Source organism: Trinickia sp. LjRoot230, from assembly GCF_964253315.1.
Lineage (GTDB): Bacteria > Pseudomonadota > Gammaproteobacteria > Burkholderiales > Burkholderiaceae > Trinickia.
In genome coordinates this window covers 2,781,751-2,801,051 of the sequence record NZ_CAXUQX020000001.1, presented here as the reverse complement: position 1 = coordinate 2,801,051, position 19,301 = coordinate 2,781,751, and the positions used below count along the sequence as shown (strand labels likewise).

General features: G+C 63.8%; 22 protein-coding genes. 9 read left to right on the top strand and 13 right to left on the bottom strand.

The window, feature by feature from the left end:
* Window positions 1-4: 4 nt before the first annotated feature.
* From ACSQ20_RS12765 to ACSQ20_RS12710, 12 genes are all read right to left on the bottom strand, one after another.
* Window positions 5-1,114, bottom strand: coding sequence for an EscU/YscU/HrcU family type III secretion system export apparatus switch protein (locus tag ACSQ20_RS12765; RefSeq protein WP_436020451.1), 1,110 nt, complete (start codon window positions 1,112-1,114; stop codon window positions 5-7).
* Window positions 1,111-1,950, bottom strand: coding sequence for a type III secretion system export apparatus subunit SctT (gene sctT, locus ACSQ20_RS12760; protein ID WP_436020449.1), 840 nt, complete (start codon window positions 1,948-1,950; stop codon window positions 1,111-1,113). The genes ACSQ20_RS12765 and sctT overlap by 4 nt, the downstream gene beginning before the upstream one ends.
* A complete protein-coding gene (locus ACSQ20_RS12755; RefSeq protein ID WP_436020447.1) occupies window positions 1,950-2,213 on the bottom strand; it encodes a flagellar biosynthetic protein FliQ in 264 nt (87 codons plus the stop codon). The genes sctT and ACSQ20_RS12755 overlap by 1 nt, the downstream gene beginning before the upstream one ends.
* Window positions 2,214-2,218: 5 nt before the next feature.
* On the bottom strand, window positions 2,219-2,887 hold the full coding sequence (sctR, locus tag ACSQ20_RS12750; RefSeq protein ID WP_436020445.1) for a type III secretion system export apparatus subunit SctR: 669 nt from the start codon (window positions 2,885-2,887) through the stop codon (window positions 2,219-2,221).
* A complete protein-coding gene (sctQ, locus tag ACSQ20_RS12745; RefSeq protein ID WP_436020443.1) occupies window positions 2,884-3,972 on the bottom strand; it encodes a type III secretion system cytoplasmic ring protein SctQ in 1,089 nt (362 codons plus the stop codon). The genes sctR and sctQ overlap by 4 nt, the downstream gene beginning before the upstream one ends.
* Window positions 3,930-4,295 (bottom strand): hypothetical protein, encoded by a 366-nt coding sequence (locus ACSQ20_RS12740; protein ID WP_436020441.1) that lies wholly within the window; start codon window positions 4,293-4,295, stop codon window positions 3,930-3,932. Before ACSQ20_RS12740 ends, sctQ begins: the two co-directional genes overlap by 43 nt.
* Window positions 4,285-4,737, bottom strand: a complete 453-nt coding sequence (locus tag ACSQ20_RS12735; RefSeq protein ID WP_436020439.1) for a hypothetical protein — start codon at window positions 4,735-4,737, stop codon at window positions 4,285-4,287. Before ACSQ20_RS12735 ends, ACSQ20_RS12740 begins: the two co-directional genes overlap by 11 nt.
* The gene (locus tag ACSQ20_RS12730) at window positions 4,718-6,094 is read right to left on the bottom strand and encodes a FliI/YscN family ATPase (protein WP_436020437.1); all 1,377 of its coding nucleotides are present in this window, start codon (window positions 6,092-6,094) and stop codon (window positions 4,718-4,720) included. Before ACSQ20_RS12730 ends, ACSQ20_RS12735 begins: the two co-directional genes overlap by 20 nt.
* The gene (locus ACSQ20_RS12725) at window positions 6,088-6,765 is read right to left on the bottom strand and encodes an FHA domain-containing protein (RefSeq protein ID WP_436020435.1); all 678 of its coding nucleotides are present in this window, start codon (window positions 6,763-6,765) and stop codon (window positions 6,088-6,090) included. Before ACSQ20_RS12725 ends, ACSQ20_RS12730 begins: the two co-directional genes overlap by 7 nt.
* A 31-nt stretch (window positions 6,766-6,796) precedes the next feature.
* Window positions 6,797-8,389 (bottom strand): secretin N-terminal domain-containing protein, encoded by a 1,593-nt coding sequence (locus ACSQ20_RS12720; RefSeq protein WP_436020433.1) that lies wholly within the window; start codon window positions 8,387-8,389, stop codon window positions 6,797-6,799.
* Window positions 8,390-8,400: 11 nt separating this feature from the next.
* Window positions 8,401-8,607, bottom strand: a complete 207-nt coding sequence (locus ACSQ20_RS12715) for a hypothetical protein (RefSeq protein WP_436020431.1) — start codon at window positions 8,605-8,607, stop codon at window positions 8,401-8,403.
* A 79-nt stretch (window positions 8,608-8,686) separates the two neighbouring features.
* The gene (locus tag ACSQ20_RS12710) at window positions 8,687-9,229 is read right to left on the bottom strand and encodes an RNA polymerase sigma factor (protein WP_436020429.1); all 543 of its coding nucleotides are present in this window, start codon (window positions 9,227-9,229) and stop codon (window positions 8,687-8,689) included.
* Between the two features lie 219 nt (window positions 9,230-9,448).
* Here ACSQ20_RS12710 and ACSQ20_RS12705 point away from each other — a divergent pair, with 219 nt between their 5' ends.
* The 8 genes from ACSQ20_RS12705 (at window position 9,449) to ACSQ20_RS12670 (ending at window position 16,167) form a co-directional block, all read left to right on the top strand.
* Window positions 9,449-9,745, top strand: coding sequence for a hypothetical protein (locus ACSQ20_RS12705; protein WP_436020427.1), 297 nt, complete (start codon window positions 9,449-9,451; stop codon window positions 9,743-9,745).
* Window positions 9,746-9,763: 18 nt separating this feature from the next.
* A complete protein-coding gene (locus ACSQ20_RS12700; protein ID WP_436020425.1) occupies window positions 9,764-9,976 on the top strand; it encodes a hypothetical protein in 213 nt (70 codons plus the stop codon).
* A gap of 33 nt (window positions 9,977-10,009) precedes the next feature.
* Entirely contained in the window at window positions 10,010-10,420 is a 411-nt protein-coding gene (locus ACSQ20_RS12695) for a hypothetical protein (RefSeq protein ID WP_436020423.1), read from the top strand.
* Entirely contained in the window at window positions 10,417-11,211 is a 795-nt protein-coding gene (gene sctJ / locus ACSQ20_RS12690; protein ID WP_436020421.1) for a type III secretion system inner membrane ring lipoprotein SctJ, read from the top strand. The genes ACSQ20_RS12695 and sctJ overlap by 4 nt, the downstream gene beginning before the upstream one ends.
* Entirely contained in the window at window positions 11,192-11,800 is a 609-nt protein-coding gene (locus tag ACSQ20_RS12685; RefSeq protein ID WP_436020420.1) for a hypothetical protein, read from the top strand. Before sctJ ends, ACSQ20_RS12685 begins: the two co-directional genes overlap by 20 nt.
* Window positions 11,801-11,823: 23 nt before the next feature.
* Window positions 11,824-12,399 carry an HrpE/YscL family type III secretion apparatus protein gene (locus tag ACSQ20_RS12680; protein ID WP_436020419.1) on the top strand — a complete coding sequence of 192 codons (576 nt, stop codon included), beginning with the start codon at window positions 11,824-11,826 and terminating at the stop codon, window positions 12,397-12,399.
* 199 nt (window positions 12,400-12,598) lie between these two features.
* Window positions 12,599-13,255, top strand: a complete 657-nt coding sequence (locus tag ACSQ20_RS12675) for a response regulator (RefSeq protein ID WP_436020417.1) — start codon at window positions 12,599-12,601, stop codon at window positions 13,253-13,255.
* The gene (locus ACSQ20_RS12670) at window positions 13,252-16,167 is read left to right on the top strand and encodes an ATP-binding protein (RefSeq protein ID WP_436020415.1); all 2,916 of its coding nucleotides are present in this window, start codon (window positions 13,252-13,254) and stop codon (window positions 16,165-16,167) included. The genes ACSQ20_RS12675 and ACSQ20_RS12670 overlap by 4 nt, the downstream gene beginning before the upstream one ends.
* A gap of 24 nt (window positions 16,168-16,191) precedes the next feature.
* Here ACSQ20_RS12670 and ACSQ20_RS12665 read toward each other — a convergent pair whose 3' ends face one another.
* Window positions 16,192-17,778, bottom strand: a complete 1,587-nt coding sequence (locus ACSQ20_RS12665) for an acid phosphatase (RefSeq protein ID WP_436020413.1) — start codon at window positions 17,776-17,778, stop codon at window positions 16,192-16,194.
* Between the two features lie 54 nt (window positions 17,779-17,832).
* Here ACSQ20_RS12665 and ACSQ20_RS12660 point away from each other — a divergent pair, with 54 nt between their 5' ends.
* A complete protein-coding gene (locus ACSQ20_RS12660; protein ID WP_436020411.1) occupies window positions 17,833-19,203 on the top strand; it encodes a cytochrome-c peroxidase in 1,371 nt (456 codons plus the stop codon).
* The last annotated feature ends 98 nt before the right edge of the window (window positions 19,204-19,301 follow it).

The window sequence follows — 19,301 nt, the reverse complement described above, 5'->3', positions numbered from 1 at the left end:
ACGATTAGTCGAAGAACGTGTCGTCGATGTTGATGGGCGCCGAGTGTCGCGCGCCCAACGCCTGCATTTCTTCGACGAGACGGTACACGATGGCCACGGCCCGATAGCAATCGGGTGGGATCGGAGCGTGTGGTTGGCCCTCGGCGAATAGACGCCGCGCAAGCTTGCGAAACCGGAACACCGGAACGTCGCCGAGCTGAGCGTCGTCGCTCATTTGCCAGGCCAGCTCGTCGGCACCTTTGGCGAGAATGATTGGCGCCTGGTTCGCCTCGCCGTCGTAGTAAAGCAGGACAGCAAAATGCTCCGGGTTGGTGACGAGCACGCGCGTAGCCGGGCGCTGCTGAGCGGCTGTAGCGGGTGCAAGCGGTGTCAGGGCCGCCTCCAACAGCGCGGCACGTTGTCGGGCGCGCACGAACGGGTCGCCGGTGCTCTGTTTGGTTTCATCTTTCGCTTCACGATGCGACATGCGAAGCTTCTGCCGATATTGTCGCTTGGCAATCACAACGCTGAGCACGGCCGGCGCGATAAGCGCCGCAAGCAGCGCGCGCAACGCGAAATGCAGCGTATCGATGCATGCCTGCCACGTCAGTTCGAGCGATTGCAGCCTGAGCAGCTCGACGACGACGGGCAGCCGCTGCACGAATATGCCCACACCGGCCACGCCGATGACACAGGCAGTCAAGATTGCAATGGCTGTCACGAGAAGGTTTTGCGCTGATACGCGCTGTTTCAACTGCGCGAATGGGTCGAGGCGTTTGAGCGACGGCGCGAGCGCTTTTGGCGCGAAGCATAGCGTGCCCGATATCCATGAGCCGAAGATGGCGGCTGCAACGGCTGTCGCGCTGACGCACGCGAGCACGCCGAGCGCGAGCGATAACGACGCCTGCGCAACACTGATCGCCGCAACCAGTAGCGGTTTGGATTCGATTGCCGTCACGGCATGCTCCAGAATGTCGAGCCATACACCGCATACGGTGCCGCCACCCCAGAACACAAGCTCGACGCAGGCAGCCATGACGACCAGCGCGACGAGCTGCTCGCTACGCGGGACTTCACCTCGCGCACGCGCGTCGCGTAAGCGCTTGGCAGTGGGAGGAAGAGCCTTCTCAGTCATCGCTGGGGCTGGGCCGCGTCGATCGCGTGGCGCATCCATTGCGTCGCCGTGTCGACGTGCGTGAGGACGACCGTGTGCATCGCTTCGAGCAACGCCGGCAGGCTCAGCGCGACGACCAGCAACGCCACGATGCTTTTGAAAGGCAAGGCCGCGACATAGGCCGGCAGCCGTGGGCTGGCCTTCGAAAGCACGGCAAAGCACGCCTCGATCAAACCGAGTGCCAGCATGAAGGGCAGCGCCAGCAGCGCCGTGAAGCGCATCAATGCGGCGAGCAGCGGGACGATCGCTTCGCCGGCGCGCGCATTGGTCAGCGGTAGCCATTCCAGTACGGGCCAGATCGTGAAGCTCGTGTAGATTACGGCGCACAGCGCATGCAGCGCGCCCGCGTGCATCAGATAGACACATGACGCTTGGCGCAGCATCGTGCCGAAGACGGATGCGTCGGCCGAGGCTGCCGGATCGAGCGCTTGCGGATTGGCGCCGCGCTGGTAGTCGATGCAGGTGCCGGCCGCTTCGACGGCCCAGAACGGTATGGCGAGCAGGAGGGCTACGACGAAGCCCGCTGCCAGTTCTTTACCCGCGAGCCCGATGATCGCGGTCAGGCTCGGGGGAGCGGTTTGCAGCACCGGCAGCAGCGACGGCGCGATCGGCAGCGCAAGCGCGAGCGCCACAGCCGCGCGGGCCATGCCCGATAGCGCATGGGCGCCGAAAAGCGGCACGAGCATCAGCGTGGGTGCCCAACGTATCGCAGCGAGGCCAAGCGCGAGGACGGACGGCAGCAATGGCAACAATGGGGCGGCAACAATCTGCGCTTGCGTGGACATGTCAATCGTCATCAAACGCCGGCGCGTGCCGTCAGGGCCAACACCTGATCGACGATGCCGAGCAGCTCGACGGCGATCGAGCGCGCGTAGGCGACGAGCGCCGCGCAGACCACGACGAGCTTGATGGCGAAAGGCAATGCCTGGTCCTGGATCTGAAACGCGGACAGCACGATTGACGTTGCTACGCCCGCGCAGGCGGCGACGAGCGCCAGTACCAGCGAGGTCTTGAACGCGAGCAGCAGCGCATACTGAAGCAAGCCGAGCGATTCGGGCATCGAAATCATCCCTGATAGGAGAGGACTAGCGCGTGCAGCAATCGACCCCATCCGTTCGCCGCGACGACGAGCAGCAGCTTGAGCGGAAGGGAGACCATCGTTGGCGGCACCATTTGCATGCCAAGCGCGAGCAGAATGTTGGAGACGAGCAGATCGATGACGAGAAACGGAATGAAAAGCAGCAGGCCGATTTCAAATGCCGCTTGCAGTTCCGAGACGACGAAGGCAGGCACGACGATGCGCCAATCGTCGGTGGCCACTGGCGCGCGTTGCTGTTCGGGCCAGCCCTGCCGCGCCGCGTCGACAAAACGCTCGCGCTCGGCGGGCCGGCTGTTGCGAAGCATGAACTGCCGCAGCGGCTCGGCAATGGCGAGCGCCCGCTCGATTTGGATTGCCCCTGGTGTGGCGTCGAACGTGGCGGAGGACTGGGAGTGGCGTTGAGCTTCGTCGATGCACGCGCTCAATGTCGGCGCCATAACAAACATCGTTGCCGCGAGCGCGATCGCGTTCAGCGCGATTGTCGGAGGGGCCTGTTGCACACCGAGTGCGTTGCGCAACAGCACGAGTACGACCGAGATTTTCAGGTACGACGTCGTCGTAATCGCCACGAGCGGCAGCAACGAGACGAGGCCCAGCAGCACGAGCATGCCGAGCGGATGTTGATCGAGCATCATAGGCCGGTGGTGCCCGACATGTCGCCGGGCCATTGCGTGATCTCGACGGCCAGCCGGCCGTCGCAGTCGATCAGCTCGCCGTAGCCTACATGCACACCGTTGGCTTCAACTCGCACCGTTGGGGGCATGCCTTCGGTGAGGCGTATCAGCGAGCCGGTGCGGATGGCCGCAACGTCGCCCAATGGCATCGTCAACGTTCCGATCACGAACGACAGCGTGACAGGCAAACGCCTATGCTCGATGGGGCCGACGGCCTCCGACTGCTGAGTAGCCGAGGCGTTGGGGTGTTGAAACGTAGGGGTAGGATCGGTCGACACGTGTTGAACCTCGAAACATGAAAGCGCATCGTCCCAGCGCAGCGTGAGCTGTTGCCGTTCGACGACGAAGCGGCCAATGCCGGTGACATCGAACGCAGGAGCAGGCAGGCGGATCATGTCGCCGGGCGCGAACCTGCCGATCTCGGCGGGTGACATCAGAAGGCAGCCGGCGACGAGGCGATGTCGGCTCGGCAACGCCAGCAGCCACGGTGCCACGGCAACGGGCATGCGCTGCCAGTCGCCGCGCGAGAGCAGTGCTGCTAGCGCGGTGTGCGGCATCGCGCAATACATGGCCACGCGAAGCGCGGGCAACTCGAGCGAGATGCGCACGGCGACAGACGTGCCGGCATCGGCGAAGCCGGTATCCGCGATTGCAGCGGGGGCCGGCTCGCCCAGCACGATGCGCAGCGCACGCGGCAGCGCCGCCAGGGCGTAACGCACGAATGCGTCACGCGCAGAGGACGTCGATGCGTGCGAGCAATCGATGCCGGTACACGTCAACAACAGTGTTTCGTAATCGAACCACCGCGCGGGCCCGAATTCGGTCGAAACCGGCAGGCCTTCGCAGCCGGCGAGGTTGGCCGGCGCGGCATGCTGCAAGCGCAGCGTTGCGGGCGTGCCGTCGGCAAACGCGAGGGCCGTGCAGCGTGCATCGCCAAGTCGGCTCGTCATATCGTCGACGATGCTTGCAGCTCTGAGTACGAGCGGTTTGCGCGGATCGGCCGTCATCGAGCGAATACGGACAATCGAACGGGTAGCCCGATCCATCGTGCGATGCGTGTTTCGAGCGCCAACTGCTGTCGGTCGAGCCAGCGTTGACCATGCGGGGTGTGGCAATGCGCATAGACATCGATTGCGTCGTCGCGTGCATGAATGGCGATATCGATGCAGCCGAGGCCCGGCAATTCGACCGTGACATCGAGCGTGGTCGCGTGCGTGGACAGCGCACTTTTGATGTCGGTCAGCAAGCGGCCCGCAAGCGATGCCTGCGTGGCTGCGTCTGCGTAGGGGCAAGCGCCGGCGATGTCGTCGACGCGTACGGTTCCCGGTGCAAAAGGGAACAAGAGCGACAAGGCTTTGTCAGCAATCATCTTTGTCGTCAGAATGACTCGCGGCGGTAGCAGCCGCAAACCGATATTTTTCGCGTTGGCGTATCAGCGATGCATGCGCGCGGCGCGCCGCCAACACCGCGCGCTTTGTTTCATCATGCTGCCGGACCGCCGCGGTGACCGCGGCGATCGCCGTTGCGTGTAGTCTCGCAAGACGCGTTTCATCGAAGCGCAATTGCTCGATGTCGTAGCGCCGCAGTTCATGCTCAACCAGCGTCCTTGTGCGCAGGTGCAACGCGTCGTGACCCTCGCGCACCGCGCATTCGACCGTGCGCAGCCGGGCGTGAGCGTCGTCGAGCGTGACCAATGCGCGATGCTCCGCGCGCACCGCTTCGGTGAGCGTCACTTGTGTGCGCGCTAGACGCGCCTCGGCGCGCGCTATCAGCGCACGCCATTGGCATGCGTCATTCGAAACAGACGGCATGCAGGCGCTCCAATGTGTTGTGCCATGAGCACGGTGTGCGCAGGTCTTGACGCAGGAACGCCATTAGACCCGGATAGCGGGCAACGGCGTCATCGTTGTGCGCATCGTGCCCAGGCTCGTATTCGCCGAGCGTCAGCAGTAATTGCAGATCGCGATAGCGCGACAGGAGTGCGCGAACCTGCGCGGCATCGCTTCGGTGCGGGGGCGCGACGGTTGCGTCCATCGTGCGGCTCAAGCTTGCGAGCAGGTCGATAGCCGGGAAATGGCCTCGCTGCGCGAGTTCGTCCGACAGCACGATGTGGCCGTCGAGCAGCGAGCGCGCCTCTTCGGCGATTGCGTCGCCCGGGCCCGCTTCTGTCAGCACGGTATAGACGGCGGTGATCGAGCCGCGAGGCAGCGCTCCGGCTCGTTCAGTCAGGCGTGGCAGCATGGCATAAACAGAAGGTGGAAAGCCGCCGCGGCTGGGCGGCTCGCCGTTGGCAAAACCGATCTCGCGCTGCGCGCGCGCCACACGCGTGAGGGAATCGACGAGCAACAACACGTGTTTGCCGTCCTCGCATAGCCCCTCGGCGATCGCGGTGGCGGTGAAGGCGGCGCGCACACGTTCCATGGCGGGCCGCTCGGCGCCTGCACTTACAACGACAGCCCTCGCCGCGAGTGCAGGATCGAACTCGCGTTCGAGAAACTCGTTGAGCTCGCGGCCGCGTTCGCCGACGAGTGCGAGCACGACCGCATCGGCCGCCACGCTGCGGGCGAGCGCGCCGAGCAGTGTCGTCTTTCCGCAGCCCGGCCCGGCGAAGATGCCAACGCGCTGACCGAGGCCGAGCGTCAGTAATGCATCGATCGCGCGCACACCGGTTGGCACCGCTTCGACGATGCGAGGCCGCGACAGCGCGACAGGCGGACCGCCCAACACGGCGAAGCGTTTGCAATCATGGTCTGGTTTAGCGGGTGCCGCGCTCAGCGGTCGCCCGAGACCGTCGAGCACTTGACCGAATAGATGCTCGCTCACTGCGATGTCATGCGCGCGGCCCAGCGAGCGGACCAGCGTGCCGGGCGCGAGCCCGCCGGTCGGCCCGAGCGGCGCGAGCACGAAGTGCATGCGCTCGAAGCCGATTGCCTCCGCCAGCAAGGGTTTGCGCTCGTTGTCGAGACATTGCAACTCGCAAAGGTCGCCGATCTGACAGCGTGGTACGGCGGCGGTGATCAGCGAGGCGCCGACCTGCTCGACGCGCCCATAGAGCAGCACGGCATCTGCGATTGCGGCCGCGGCGCGGGTCTGCGCCGCGCTGGCCCATGTCGTGAGGCGTGCCGTTACCTCGTCGGGGCACCCGAACCGGGTCGCGGACATTACCATGACAGTTCGGCCTGAACCGGCCCGGAGAACACGATTCGACCCGGCTCGATGCGCTCGAGCGTGTACGCGCGCCATTGCATTCCCGGCATCAGGGTTTGGCCGTCGCTTGTGACGACGAAGCCATGTGCGCCGGCGCGCACGCTCCGAAGCGAAAACGGTGGCGACACCCGGTTTGCCGGCGCGGGATATACGACTGCTGTCAACGGCACGGCAATGCGTGGGGCGTCCGCGGCCTGCTTGCCTTCGGTTGCCGGCGCCTTCGCTGATGCGCGTGTCGACACTTGCACCAACAACATCAGCGCGCAAACTGCCGCGAGGGCACAACTGCCGATCACCCATGCACGCGGGGTGCGCCCCATCCGCGGTGCCGCGCCTGAGGCTCGCTGCGCAGTGTCGTCTTGCCATGCTTCGGCCTCATCCGCCACGCACATATGGATCGGGCCGACCTCGATGCGTGCGCCGACGACCATCGCAATCTGACCGCCGCTTGCGTTCGTGCGGCATACCCAGGCGCCGTGCTCGTCTTTTGTCAGCATGGCCCCGTGCGCCGGCATGCCGGCATCGGACAGAACGAAGTCGTTGTCGGGGGCGTTACCCAGACGTATTGGATGGGTATCAAGCGGAAAAGCCGCGCCGCGGTGCAAGCCGTTCAGAATGCGAAGTTCAAGCATGGGCGGCTCGCTTCGTTCGGCGTCCGTTGGTTCAAAGCGCATCGGCATCGGCATCGGCGTGGGTATCGGCGCTAAGCAGAATGGCGCGTTGGTGATCGCGCGACGTGGCCACCGCGTAGATGGCGACTAGCTGTGGCGCGGCCCCCGCTTCGAGCGCGACGCCACTCGTTAGCTCGACGCTGCTTGTGGACGCCCACGCTTGGCCCGGCAGGCCCGTGGGTTGTGCCATCGCCAGCCCGACATCGACGGCGATGACAGCGCGCCCCGTAGCGCGTGCGGGCAGCACGCGTGCGACCAGGTCCAGCGCATCGCCGCGCCGCCCGGCGCGGCCGGCATCGTTGTCGGCGCTTGGCTCGGATGATGCGGCCGCAACGTTCGCCGTTTGGGCACCAATCGTCAATGTCAGATGCCGATTCGCAAAGCCGACGATGCGCTGGCGGTTCAACAGACGCACCCGCCGTTCGCCTAACGCTTGCAGCCATTCAGAAGCGGGGTCACGCGCGGCGAGATCGGGGGCGTCGCGTGGGGCGACCTGAGTTAGCGCTGCATCGTCCGATTCGAGCACCAGTACCTCGAGCGACACCATCGGCTGCTGCTGGTCGAGCGCGGCGATGATGCGCGCGAGCGGCGCACGCAGCGCCGGATCGCCCCAAACGAGGATGCTGTTGGTGCGCTCGTCGCCGACGATAACGACGTCGCCCTTGTGATGCACGGGCAGCGCACCAGCGTCGACGCCCCAATCCGACAGCGTCGGGGGGAGTGTGTTCGGCAGCGGGGGTGCGTCATGACGAACCCCGAGCCAACTCGTCGGCCCCGTGGCCGGCAAAGGCGAGGGAAGCGACGACGTGCCGCGAACGCTGCCTGCCAACTGCGCGGCCGACGGCAGGACGAAGCGCTGCGCCTCGTTGGCCCGCTGCTGCCCGATCAACTCGCGCAGCAGCGATGCGACGCCGCGGCGCACAGGACCGCGTGGCCCGAACGGACCGCCGTCGGCAGCTTGTGCATGACGCAACGCAAAGATCATCGGCTCGCGCGATGCGTCGCCGGAGCGTGCCACCACTGCCGCCGGCTGCTTGGCCAGGAACCGGCGAACCAGCGAAACATACTCGCGCGGTGCGCTGACGAGCACGGCATCCTGCCCCGGCAACACGCCCCATCCGAAACGCGCCTCGTAGAGCCTGATGGCTGACAGTGCGGTGCGGGCAGCCTCGGCGTCGACGCCGTTCAGACCGATGCGTGCGATCGTCGATTCGCTGCGCGAGCTGATATGCAGGATCCGATTCGCGACGAACCAATCGAAATGGTGCGTACTGGCGAGCTGATCGAGAAAGTCGCGCCCGGTCTGTGCGCGCAGCCATCCGGTCAATCGCGCCGTGCGCCACGTCTTGGGGCTACGATTGACACCGGAGGGCGCGACGCGAAGGCGCAGACCGTGGTCGTCGGCAAAAAGCGCGAGCACGTCGAGCGGGGATCGATCGGCGGCCTGGCAGGCGTAGGGCGCCGCGAGTTCGTCGCGCTGCGGCTCGCTTGCCCGCGCGGTGCTTTGCATCGCGCAGGGCACAAGCGCAACACACAGCAACAGCAGGCATAACCCGCGACGCCAACGTATAACCTGGTTTGTCATTCGCCGTGCCGTCAACGTACTTCGTTCAGCACGGTTCGCAACAGCGCGAATTTCATTTGCAGATCGGTGGTGGCGCTCCAGTTGGCGAGCGAGACGCTGCGCAGCGCTTCGACGTAGCGCTGCCATTGAGCCGGGTCGGCCGCCGGCAATGTATCGCGCACGCGGTCGGCGTGTTCGATCGCGTGCATCAATCGGGCTTCGGTGATGTTCGTGTTCATGTTCGTATTCATAGCAATGCAATAACGGTCAGGTTCGTATCGAAGAGATCGAGATGGGGGCCAACATCGACAAACGCAGCTATGCGCAATACTTTTCGAGCTTGGCGCGCAACCGAGAAAGCCGGGAGCGCACGGTGCCGACCGGTATGCCCAACGCGAGCGCGACATCCACATAGCTGATGTTGTCGACAAACAGCAGCTCGATCATGCGTTGCTGATCCTCCGGCAGCGAGTTCGCGAATTCGACGAACTGGGCGAAATGCTGTTTGACCGACAGACAGCGCTCGGGCGCGAGCGTATCGACGAGCGCTTCTTCGTGATCGTCGATGCGCTCGACGATGAACCGGTAATCGGAGGCGCGGCTGACGTGATTGCGGACGACATTGAGTGCGATGGCGGTCAGCCAGGTTTTGGGGTGCGCCGTGCCGCGATAGGAAGCACGGTTTTCCCATGCGCCTAAATAGGTTGCCTGAAGGATGTCTTCGGCATCGTCGGCGCTGCGCACGCGGCGCATGATGAACCGTTGGATAGCTTGAGCATGGGCGCGATACCAGTCGTCGAATACGACGGACACGTCAGCGTCGGCGTAAGGCGCCATCAAGTCCGAAGGCCTCGAATTCATAACGTTGTTATTTCTTGCTTGGACCGGAATTCGAAATGATTGCGCAGCGGGTTTGGCGTCAGCGATTTCGATACAAAAATCGGACGACATTACGCGCAACGCGTATCCGATCCATTGCCTTGCCTCCAACATCGTGAAATAGCCGTGACGTATGCGGAACCGGTAGGGTCATTTCCGTTACTAAGGTCCACTCACGTTGACATTAATGGAGGCTTCGTCATGAGCATTGCAGCGGTTATCCCGGCACTCGGCGCGCTGGGGTCGTTAGCCACGTTTGCATCGTCTGCGTTCTCGGGCACGTCTGGTCCGGCCGGCGGCTCGGGCAACTTCGATCAGATGCAGGGCGTGTTGAAGCGGCAGGAAGCAACGCAGCTCACGACGATGCAAATGCAAACGGAGGCCAATATTCAAAAGATGCTGGCCGACACGGCGAACAGCATTGCGAGCGGACATCTCGATTCAGGCAACAAGTTGCAAAACGCTGCGCATAAAGCGGCGCAAGGCATCCATTTCTAGCAAGCCCTGAGTCTTTCGATGATCGATCCGTCAATTGATTTTTCGGCTGCGGCAACGGCGCTGATGCACGAGCAAGTCCTTGTCGCGCAAACGACTTCCGATGCTGCAGCCGCTTTTGCGGCCGCAAAGCACCGCGTCGACGCGCAAACCGCGTTGCACGCCGCTCACACGCGCATGGAGACCGAGCTGATCAATTCACTCCGTCAATTGACGCTCCAGCTCAAGCCTTAGTCTTAGTGTTAGCCATACGAATAAAGAGGCGGCGTGGACACACTGCACATTTTTGCTTCACAGGCGGCCCAGGTGCCTTCGCGGCTCGCGGGTAACGAAGCTGCCGGGGGGGCTGCCTTTGCGCAGCTGCTCGCATCGACCGCGGTGCCGCCAACGGCGCTCGAAACCGTTGCGCCATCGACGCCCGTCGCGTCCCAGGCATTGCCGGCGCTGCGCGATCTGGCGCGCCGTCTCGACGACATCGAACGCAATCGCATCGAGGCGACGCTGCTGCCCGGCCAGATCGCCCATGCACATCAAAGCGGCGTTGGCGGGGCGGCCATTGCGCTCGCGATGCATCGCCAGGCGCGTGTCACGGCGGCCTACAACCTCGATGTGTTGTGGAGCGCGAGGCTCGTGGGCGTGGCGGGTGCCGCGCTCAAGCAACTTGTCACGGCGACATGATCGCTCGGGCTGCGCCGGCAGCATCCCGGCGCATTATGGCCGGGCTTGGCGCGGCGCTTATGTTGCTGCTGTTGCTGGCCGGCTGCGGCACGCGCATCGAGTTGTATCGCGCATCCGACGCGCAAAGCGCCAACGAAATCGAGTCAGTGTTGCGACAACGCGGCATCGGCGTGCAACGCGTTGGTGGGAAAGACGGTGTCGTGCTGTCCGTTGCCGACGGTGATTTCTCCCGCGCGATATCCGCATTGCACGCTGCAGGCTTGCCAAGGCAAGCGCGCGCTCGCGTAGGCGATGCATTCGGCAAGAAGGGCATGCTGCCCACACCGACCGAGGAGCGTGCCCGCTACGCACAGGCACTCGAGCAAGCCATCGAGAGCACCCTGCTCGAGATCGACGGCGTGGTATCGGTGCGCTCGCGGGTGGTTGCGCAAGAGCGCGCTGCGCCGGGCGCACCGTCGATTCCCGCCTCGGCTTCGCTATTGATCAAGCATCGGCGCGACGTCGATCTTTCGCCGCTCGTGCCGGGCATCGTGCAACTCGTCAAAAACGGCGTGCCGGGGCTCGCCGGCGAAGACGATCGGCGCGTCGCGGTGGTGGTGGTGCCCGAGCAGGAAATCAATGCGGCCGCGATGCCATTGGCACCGACCGATTCGCGGGGCGGCCTCTTCGCGGCAGCGACTATTGCGTTGGTACTGGTGGCGTCGGGCGTCGGGGCTTGCGCCGGATGGCACGCCCGAACGGCTCTGGCGCGCATAAATGGAGGCAGGCCCGATGGGCAGCAGCATCGATGACAATTGGCCAACGTTCTGGCTCGAACCATGGCGATGGGCCGATCCGGCATGGCATCGACAGTACGGTGTGCTGGCGAACGTCACTGATCGGCACGCGCAACGGCTGCTTTTTGCCGGCTGGTTTGACGCCTTCGGTCTTTCTTCGAGTTGGGCGCAGCCTGCCGACAGGCGTTGGCAGCAGTTGCTTGCGGCGTCGCCTACGGCGCTGCAAGACGCCGCCGCATTGATGGGATGGCTCGCGATCGTGCGAGCACCGGGCGGCATCGCCCAGACGCGCGGTCATCGCGACGATCGTCGATTGGCGCGTGCGCTTCGTTACCGCGACGTCAACTGTTTCGACGCGCAGTTTGCCGCGCCGGCCGGCCAATGTGCTGACGCGCGGGCGTGCGGCCTCGATCTGCTGCAACGGATGGCGCTCGCCGATTGGCGCGATGTTGCCGGGCGCATCGCGATGATGGCGCCGCCGCGGGCATCCGCAGCGAGCGCATGCGTCGCGTTTGAGCGTATCGACGTTGCGCGCTGCCTGAGCGTCTGGCTGGCCGCGACGCGTTGGTTATCGGCTGCGCGCACGCTGCCAACAGCATCATGAGTTTTGTTTCGCGGCGGTTTGTCATGCCCCCGGCAGATGCGCAGCCGTCCACCAAACTCATCTATCGGGCCGACGAGCTCGGTTGCCTGCGCGATGCCGCAGCCTACGTGCAAGCCGCGCGCGAGACGGCTAACGCCGTGCTGCAACATGCCCGCAGCGAAGCCGCTGCGCTTGACGAGCGGGTAGTGGGCGAATACGCGCGCCGTCTGCGCGATGCGGACACCGCGCTGTTGAAACGCGCGATAGCGTTGGAGTCCGCGTATCGCAACGGACGCGAGACACTGGTGGGCCGGCTCGAAACGGTGCTCGATGCTGCACTGGACGCCGCGTTGCGCCGGCTGGCTGCCGCATTGTCGCCCGCGGAGCGTATGCGTGCGGTCGTCGCCGAGTTGGAAAGACAGGTCGGCATTGTCCCGAGCGGCTGCTTGCACCTGCATGCGGCCGATGAAGCGGCGCTGCGTTCGAATGGCGTCGCGCTGCCATGGGTCGTGCAAGTCGACGGCTCGTTGGAGCCCGGCGCATGCCGGCTGACGGTCGGAGAGGCCGAGTGGACAACGTCGTTTGATTCCATTTTGCAATGCTTGCTCGGCGGCGCATAAATACGAAAACAGGCGCTTATTCCCACATGTTGGCCTTTCCGCGGTTACTTGACCAAACGCATTTAGGAACCCGCTCCGACCACTTCAATTTGCACGATATTTCGTATTATCGAGTCACGCCAAACTGCTTACTATTCCAGATTTTATCGCGCACAAAGCCGATTTTTAAACCACGGCGAGCGCCGGATGCGAGGACACCATGAGCTTTCAGTTGCGCATCATTTTGGGCGATGATCACACGATCGTTCGCTACGGGATCCGGCTCGCCGTCGAGGCGAATCACGTGGCCGAGGTGGTCGCCGAGGCATCGAACTCAGACGAGTTGATTGCCGCGGTGCAGGCGCAAACGTGCGATGCGATCGTGACGGACTATTCGATGCCGGGTGAGCAAACGCAAGACGGCCTCGCGTTGATCGACCGCCTGATGCGAATGCGCCCCGGCGTGCCTATCATTGTCGTGACGGCAATGCGCAATGCCGCCATCATCAACAAACTGATCGCCAAAGGGGTGAAGGGCGTCGTCGAAAAAGCGGGCAGCGTGCAGGAGCTGCAAGTCGCGTTGCACGCCATTGCGCAAGGCCGCTCTTACCTGAGCCCGGGGCTCGAATCGATGCTCGCCAGCGCGAGCATCGTTGGATCGAAGGTTGGAAAGGAAGTCACGCTGACAACGGCCGAGCTCGAAGTCATTCGGCTATTTGCATACGGCGGCCTCACGCCGAATCAGATTTCGCAGCGGCTCAACCGCAGCGTCAAGACGATCAGCCGCCATAAGATGAACGCGCAACGCAAACTTGGGGTCGGCACCAACCAGGAATTGCTCGAGTATTGCCGCAAGAACGATTTATCGTCCGCATGAACGCATCGCTGAGCAGTGGCGGGCGCGTCGTGCGCGTGCGCCGAGCCTTTTTGCTCGGCGTTTGCGGCGCGCTTTTGATCGCTTCAACCATCTTGGCCGGATGCCGCAACAGACACGCGGAGGCGCAACCGCCACACATCTCCTGGGATTTGCACATCCCGCTGTCGGCCGAGGACCGCGCTTATCTCGATTCGTTGCCGGTGCTGCGGATCGGCACCGACCCGGGATGGGCGCCGATGGCCTTCGTCCAGAAAGAAACCGGCGAAGTGGGCGGTATCTCGGCCGACTACCTCGGCTTCATCCATCAGACGCTGGGCGTGCGGTTTCGTGTCGTGCCGACGCATTCCTGGGCTGAAACGATACAAGTGGCCAACAATGGCGGCCTCGATGTCGTCGTCGCCGCTTCACCGCTTGATGGTCTTAACCAGGCATTTCAATACTCGCGGCCGTATGTGAGCTACCCGCTCGTCGTCGTCACGCGCGAAACGGCGCCGTTCATCGGCGGGGCGGAAGATATTTCGGGTTCCGAAATTGCTATCGTCAAGGACTCCGAAATGTTGCGCGCGCAACTACCCGGAATGCACAACACCCACACGATGGTCGTATCGTCGGCCGAGGAGGGTCTCGATGCCGTGGCAAGCGGCAGAGCGTTCGCGTATATCGGCAACCTTGGGGTCGTCGATCGGCTTGTCAGAGAAAAATACACCGGCATCTTGCGTGTCGCGGCGCCCGCGGGACACATCGAAGATCTTTCATTTGCGATCTCGCCCCAATACGCGCGGTTGCTTTCGCTGATCGACCGTGTGCTGGCCGCCATTCCCGAAAGCGAACGCGAGCACATCCAGAACAGCTGGCTGTCCACACGGTTCACGTTCGGCATTGCGGAGCGCACGCTGTGGATTGTCCTGACTCCTGTCATTGCGATCACGCTGCTGTTTCTGACGGTGCTTTGCATTTACATGCTTCGCCTTCGCAAGGAGGTGCGCCAGCGGCGCTCGACCGAGCAGCAACTGGTGGAGCTGACACGGGCGCTGCCTGCAGTTGTCTTTCAGTTGCGGCTCGTGCGTGGCGACGGCCATGCGCCGTTCGCGCTCGTGTTCGTCAACCGGTGCGCATATGACTGGCTTGGCGTGCGCGCCGACGCCACGCGCGAAATGTTCGATCGCTTTCTCGCGGCGCTCGACGGCGACGCTCGCTTTGGTCTGACACGCCGGTTTTTGCGCTCGGTGCGCTCGCGCGAGACGGTACGTGCCGGATTTGCGCTGTCGCTCGGGGGAGCGCGTCGCGCCTGGGCCAATCTCGAAGCGGCGCCGCAGTTGCGCGATGGCGGCGATATCGTTTGGACCGGCTACGTTTACGACGTGACGCAGGCCCAACAGATCCAGACGGCGCTCGTGACCGCGAAGCATGATGCCGAGGAGGCCGCCCGCGCACGCGACGCTTTTCTGGCGACCGTGAGCCACGAGATTCGCACGCCGATGAGCGGCGTCGTCGGCATTTTGCAGTTGCTCGATCATGGGCGCTTGCCGGCCGACGACCAGCATTTGCTCGATATGGCGCGCAATGCCGCAGAAATCCTGCTGCGCGTACTGAACGACATCCTCGACTTCGCCAAAAGCGAAAACGGCGATCTGACGCTCGAATCGGCGCCGATGAGCGTGGCGGATCTGGTCGACAGGACGGCGGGCATCGTCAGGCCGGAAATCGAGCGAAAAGGTTTGCGTTTCGACGTCGAGACTTCGCGCGAACTCGCGCCGCGCTATCTCGGTGACGCGCAACGGATTGGGCAGGTGCTGCTGAATCTGCTCGGCAATGCCACCAAGTTCACCGACTATGGCGTGGTGTCGTTATCGGTGGGCGTGAAAGCGCGTGAGGCGCACGGCGACATCAATATCGAGCGCATCGTCATTGCTGTCTCCGATACGGGCATCGGCATAGCGGGCGACGATCAGGCGCGGCTCTTCTCGCCGTTCGTACAGGCGCGCTCGCACGCTGTCGCGCGCCCCGGCGGCACGGGGCTCGGGCTTGTCATCTGCAAACGGCTCGTGGAATCGATGGGCGGCGTCATCGCGCTCGAGAGCGAGCCGGGTTGCGGCACCACGATTACGATCGAGCTGCCGTTGCCTGTCGATCGCGACGCGAGCGTTCGCCGGCGCGGAGAAGGTCGGAGTTCAGCGGCGGAATCGTCAAACGTATCTGGAGCGAGTGCCCCCGAGCGCCAGATCTTGCTCGTCGAAGATCAGGACATCAATCGCGAGGTGCTCAAGCGGCAGTTGGCGACGCTGCGCATCACCGAATGCGATACGGCCGCGAACGGCGCGCAGGCGCTCAAGCTGATCGAGCGTCGCGAGTACGCCATGGTGATTACCGATTGTGCGATGCCGGTGATGGATGGCGTCACACTGATCAAACGCGTTCGCGCACACGAGCGCGATGCCGGCGCGCCGCGCACGGTGATCGTTGCGCTCACGGCAAATGCCATGGTGCAGCAAAAGGAGGCATGCCTCGCAGCCGGTGCCAACGAGGTGTTCGTGAAGCCTGTGAGCGTCGAGCAACTTCAGAAATTGCTTGAGCGCCACGGCATCACTGCACCGCCGATCGTCGAGCTCGAAAAAGCCGGCATTCCGTCGGATCGGCATACCGATCTATGGGAAAAGTTGCGGCGCACGCTGGCGGCGGAACTCGCGGCGCTGTTATCGCTGCCGCTCGAAGAAGACGTGGCGCGGGCGCGAGAGATCGTGCATCGCATCGTCGGTGCGGCGTCGTGGTTTCATTTGAACGAGGTCGCGCAGACGGCCGCGCGGCTCGAAGCCTGCTTCGAAAGCGCCGAGCCGCCGCATGCTGCACTGTTCGATCTGCAGGCCGCCATCGCGCGCGCGACGGCGGAGATGACCGACAGCGCCGACGGCTAAGTCGGCGCTCACCGACTACCGCGGCTACTGATCCGCCGACAGGTCAAGCGCGTTTGTCAGATCGCCCATTGGCGTATTGCCGTGCGCAATGAGCCCGTCGTTACGCGTTTTGAGCCCGGGCAGCGTTTCGAGTTCAAAGCGGTGTGTGATGAACCGCAGAATCGACGTTGTATCGTATTGCGTGTGATCGACGTAGCCTTTTTTGGCGAACGGGGAGACGATCAACGCGGGGATGCGTGTACCCGGCCCGAAGCGGTCGCCCTTCGGCGGCGCGACGTGATCCCAGAAACCGCCGTTTTCGTCGTAGGCGACGACAACAACCATATGCGGCCACTGCGGGCTCCGTTCCAAATGGTTGATGACCTCGGCAATGTGGCGGTCTCCCGATTCGACGTCGGTATAGCCCGGGTGCTCGTTCAAATTGCCCTGCGGCTTGTAGAACGCGACTTGCGGCAGCTTGCCGGCATCGATTGCCTCGATGAACTTCTTGCCATCCACCCCGCCGTCGAGCAGATGTTGCGCGCGTTTTTCGGTACCGGGCGCGAGGTCGGCGAAGTAGTTGAACGGCTGATGATGCGGCTGAAAGTTCGGCGCAGAACGCTCGGGGCCATAGATGACGGCCTTGCGGTTCATCGCCGCAAGCGCCGCGTCCCATGCGCCGCTGTACCAGGCCCACGAGACATGCGCGTCGTCGAGCGCGTCGCCGATGTGACGTTGCGTCTGCGGCGGCAGCGTCGTCGGATTCGATGGGTCGGCCAAGCGCGGGTCGCCTTGCGCGGCCGATGCGTTGCCGCTTGGCTGATAGGGCGGCTGCATCGTGTTCACTGCGTAAAAGTCGGGTGTGAGGTTGCTCGAGTTGACGAACTTCGGCGGCCCCGCGAGCGCCGAGCGTGGCGAGTTCGCGGCCACTTTCAGCGTGACACCGTCGGGCTCGACAGCCGAAACGAGGCCGGCCGCGGGGCTTTGGTCAGCATGCGGATAAACGGGGGTGCAGGCGCACGCAAGCCATTGGTGATTGAGGAACGAGCCGCCGAATGCGCTCATGAAAAAGTTATCGGCAAGGGTATAGCGTTGCGCGACATGCCAAAGCGGCAACGTCGAAGTATCGGCCGCGTAGTGGCCCATGGTCAGGCCGCCGGAGTCGGCCCAGGCAGCGAACTTGTCGTTCTTGCCACCGTCGATCTGCATCTGGTTCTCGTAGAACCTGTGCCAGAGGTCGCGCGTGGCCACTTGGCGCGACGTATTGAAACCGTCGGGGTCGTCGATGGCGAACGGGGCATTCGGCAAGGCCGTCGTCATGGCTTGCGTGACAGCCGGCGTGACGCCGCGCTGCGTCAGTCCGTTCCAGATCGGCGGCAACGTTGGTAACACGGTGCCGTCGCGATCGAGCTGTCGCGCCTGTTGCGCCGGCAGGTTTTGCAAGCCGTTCGCACCGGGGAAGTGACCGTACAGGTTATCGAAACTGCGGTTCTCGGCGTAGATCACGACGATGTTGCGCACCGCCGACAGGTTCGGCTTGCCGTCGCCGGCGCTGCTTGCGCAGCCGACGACCGTCAGAAAAGCGGCCAGCGAGAGCGGCACAGCCAGGAATTTTCTCGTATTCTTGCGCATCTTTATTCTCCTCTTGGCCGCGCGGTTCGCATTTCGATGCTTCGATAGCCCGATATGTCGCAGCGCTGGCGGGAGCAGTTTATCGCGACAATGAGTCGTTTTGCTGACATAGACACGGGAGGGCCGCACGTGGCCGCCACTCGAGGTACGCGCGCCCCTTTGCTGCTGGGCCGATGGTACGACCGATGCGCGGCCGCGCTCGCGGCCTGTCTGCTGATTGCGTGCTCGCCGCCTGCGGTCGACGCGCCTCGCCCGCTGGCCACCGCCGCGGCCGAGCAGGGCGGTGTGACGCGCGCCGCGGTTTATGCCTCGGTGCGCAAGCAAGCGGCTGTTGGCGAGCGGCTCTTTTCCGACCCTTCGCTATCCGGCTCCGGCAAACTCGCATGCGCGTCGTGCCATAGTCCGGCACATGCGTTCGGGCCGCCCAACGCATTGCCGGTTCAACTGGGCGGGCGCGATCTGCATCAGCCTGGCTACCGCGCCGTGCCCTCGCTGATGTACTTGCAGTCGGTGCCTGCCTTTACCGAGCACTATCACGATTCGGACGACGAAGGCGACGAAAGCGTCGACGCCGGGCCGACGGGCGGCCTCACGTGGGACGGACGAGTCGATGCGCGCGGTGCGCAGGCCGCGATTCCGCTGTTGTCGTCGTTCGAGATGGACAGCACGCCGGCACGCGTTGCCGCGGCGGTGCGGGCGGCGCCTTATGCCGATGCGTTCCATGCTGCGTTCGGCGCGCGCAAGCTGGACGACGATCAAGCCGTATTCGATGCGGTGCTCGAAGCGCTTGCCGCTTTTCAGGAAGAGCCGGCGCGCTTTTCGCCTTACACGAGCAAGTACGACGCTTACCTCGCCGGCCGCGCTTCGCTCACCGCAGCGGAGTTACGGGGCTTGCGGCTTTTCGAGGACGAACGAAAGGGCAACTGCGCAAGCTGCCATCCAAGCGCGCGCGCAAAAGACGGCTCGCCGCCTTTACTGACCGATTTCGGTTTAATCGCGCTCGGCGTGCCGCGCAATCGTGTACTCGCGGCCAACCGCGACCCGCGCTTTTTCGATCTCGGCGCCTGTGGGCCGTGGCGCACCGATCTGGCAGGGCGCGATACCTTCTGCGGTCTGTTTCGCACGCCCACGCTGCGTAATGTTGCGACGCGCCACGCGTTTTTTCACAACGGCATCTATCGCTCGCTCGAGGACGTACTGCGTTTTTACGTCGAACGCGATATTCACCCCGAGCGCTTTTATCGTGTCGCCGCTGGCCGGGCGCGCAAGTTCGACGATCTGCCGGCTCGTTACCGGGATAACGTCAACACGGAGCCGCCTTTCGATCGTGGCCCGGGCGACAAGCCCGCGCTCAATGAAGCCGAGATTCGCGACGTGATTGCCTTTTTACAGACGTTGACTGATGGCTACGAATCACATAAATGATCACCTTTCGGTATTCGCATTCGATGCATGCTGCGTTCAAATATCAAATATTGTCAAAATGACGTCTATTAACCTTGATACGCTTGAGTTGCCTATTT

Excerpts from the sequence above, each read along its gene's own strand:
- ACSQ20_RS12740 (WP_436020441.1), bottom strand. The coding sequence starts at position 4,295 with ATGATTGCTGACAAAGCCTTGTCGCTCTTGTTCCCTTTTGCACCGGGA.
- ACSQ20_RS12675 (WP_436020417.1), top strand. The coding sequence starts at position 12,599 with ATGAGCTTTCAGTTGCGCATCATTTTGGGCGATGATCACACGATCGTT.
- ACSQ20_RS12685 (WP_436020420.1), top strand. The coding sequence starts at position 11,192 with ATGGGCAGCAGCATCGATGACAATTGGCCAACGTTCTGGCTCGAACCA.
- ACSQ20_RS12670 (WP_436020415.1), top strand. The coding sequence starts at position 13,252 with ATGAACGCATCGCTGAGCAGTGGCGGGCGCGTCGTGCGCGTGCGCCGA.
- ACSQ20_RS12705 (WP_436020427.1), top strand. The coding sequence starts at position 9,449 with ATGAGCATTGCAGCGGTTATCCCGGCACTCGGCGCGCTGGGGTCGTTA.
- ACSQ20_RS12700 (WP_436020425.1), top strand. The coding sequence starts at position 9,764 with ATGATCGATCCGTCAATTGATTTTTCGGCTGCGGCAACGGCGCTGATG.
- ACSQ20_RS12765 (WP_436020451.1), bottom strand. The coding sequence starts at position 1,114 with ATGACTGAGAAGGCTCTTCCTCCCACTGCCAAGCGCTTACGCGACGCG.
- ACSQ20_RS12660 (WP_436020411.1), top strand. The coding sequence starts at position 17,833 with ATGTCGCAGCGCTGGCGGGAGCAGTTTATCGCGACAATGAGTCGTTTT.
- ACSQ20_RS12680 (WP_436020419.1), top strand. The coding sequence starts at position 11,824 with ATGCCCCCGGCAGATGCGCAGCCGTCCACCAAACTCATCTATCGGGCC.
- ACSQ20_RS12715 (WP_436020431.1), bottom strand. The coding sequence starts at position 8,607 with ATGAACACGAACATCACCGAAGCCCGATTGATGCACGCGATCGAACAC.
- ACSQ20_RS12735 (WP_436020439.1), bottom strand. The coding sequence starts at position 4,737 with ATGCCGTCTGTTTCGAATGACGCATGCCAATGGCGTGCGCTGATAGCG.
- sctJ (WP_436020421.1), top strand. The coding sequence starts at position 10,417 with ATGATCGCTCGGGCTGCGCCGGCAGCATCCCGGCGCATTATGGCCGGG.
- ACSQ20_RS12665 (WP_436020413.1), bottom strand. The coding sequence starts at position 17,778 with ATGCGCAAGAATACGAGAAAATTCCTGGCTGTGCCGCTCTCGCTGGCC.
- ACSQ20_RS12725 (WP_436020435.1), bottom strand. The coding sequence starts at position 6,765 with ATGCTTGAACTTCGCATTCTGAACGGCTTGCACCGCGGCGCGGCTTTT.
- ACSQ20_RS12710 (WP_436020429.1), bottom strand. The coding sequence starts at position 9,229 with ATGAATTCGAGGCCTTCGGACTTGATGGCGCCTTACGCCGACGCTGAC.
- ACSQ20_RS12720 (WP_436020433.1), bottom strand. The coding sequence starts at position 8,389 with ATGACAAACCAGGTTATACGTTGGCGTCGCGGGTTATGCCTGCTGTTG.
- ACSQ20_RS12730 (WP_436020437.1), bottom strand. The coding sequence starts at position 6,094 with ATGGTAATGTCCGCGACCCGGTTCGGGTGCCCCGACGAGGTAACGGCA.
- ACSQ20_RS12755 (WP_436020447.1), bottom strand. The coding sequence starts at position 2,213 with ATGCCCGAATCGCTCGGCTTGCTTCAGTATGCGCTGCTGCTCGCGTTC.
- sctR (WP_436020445.1), bottom strand. The coding sequence starts at position 2,887 with ATGATGCTCGATCAACATCCGCTCGGCATGCTCGTGCTGCTGGGCCTC.
- sctT (WP_436020449.1), bottom strand. The coding sequence starts at position 1,950 with ATGACGATTGACATGTCCACGCAAGCGCAGATTGTTGCCGCCCCATTG.
- sctQ (WP_436020443.1), bottom strand. The coding sequence starts at position 3,972 with ATGGATCGGGCTACCCGTTCGATTGTCCGTATTCGCTCGATGACGGCC.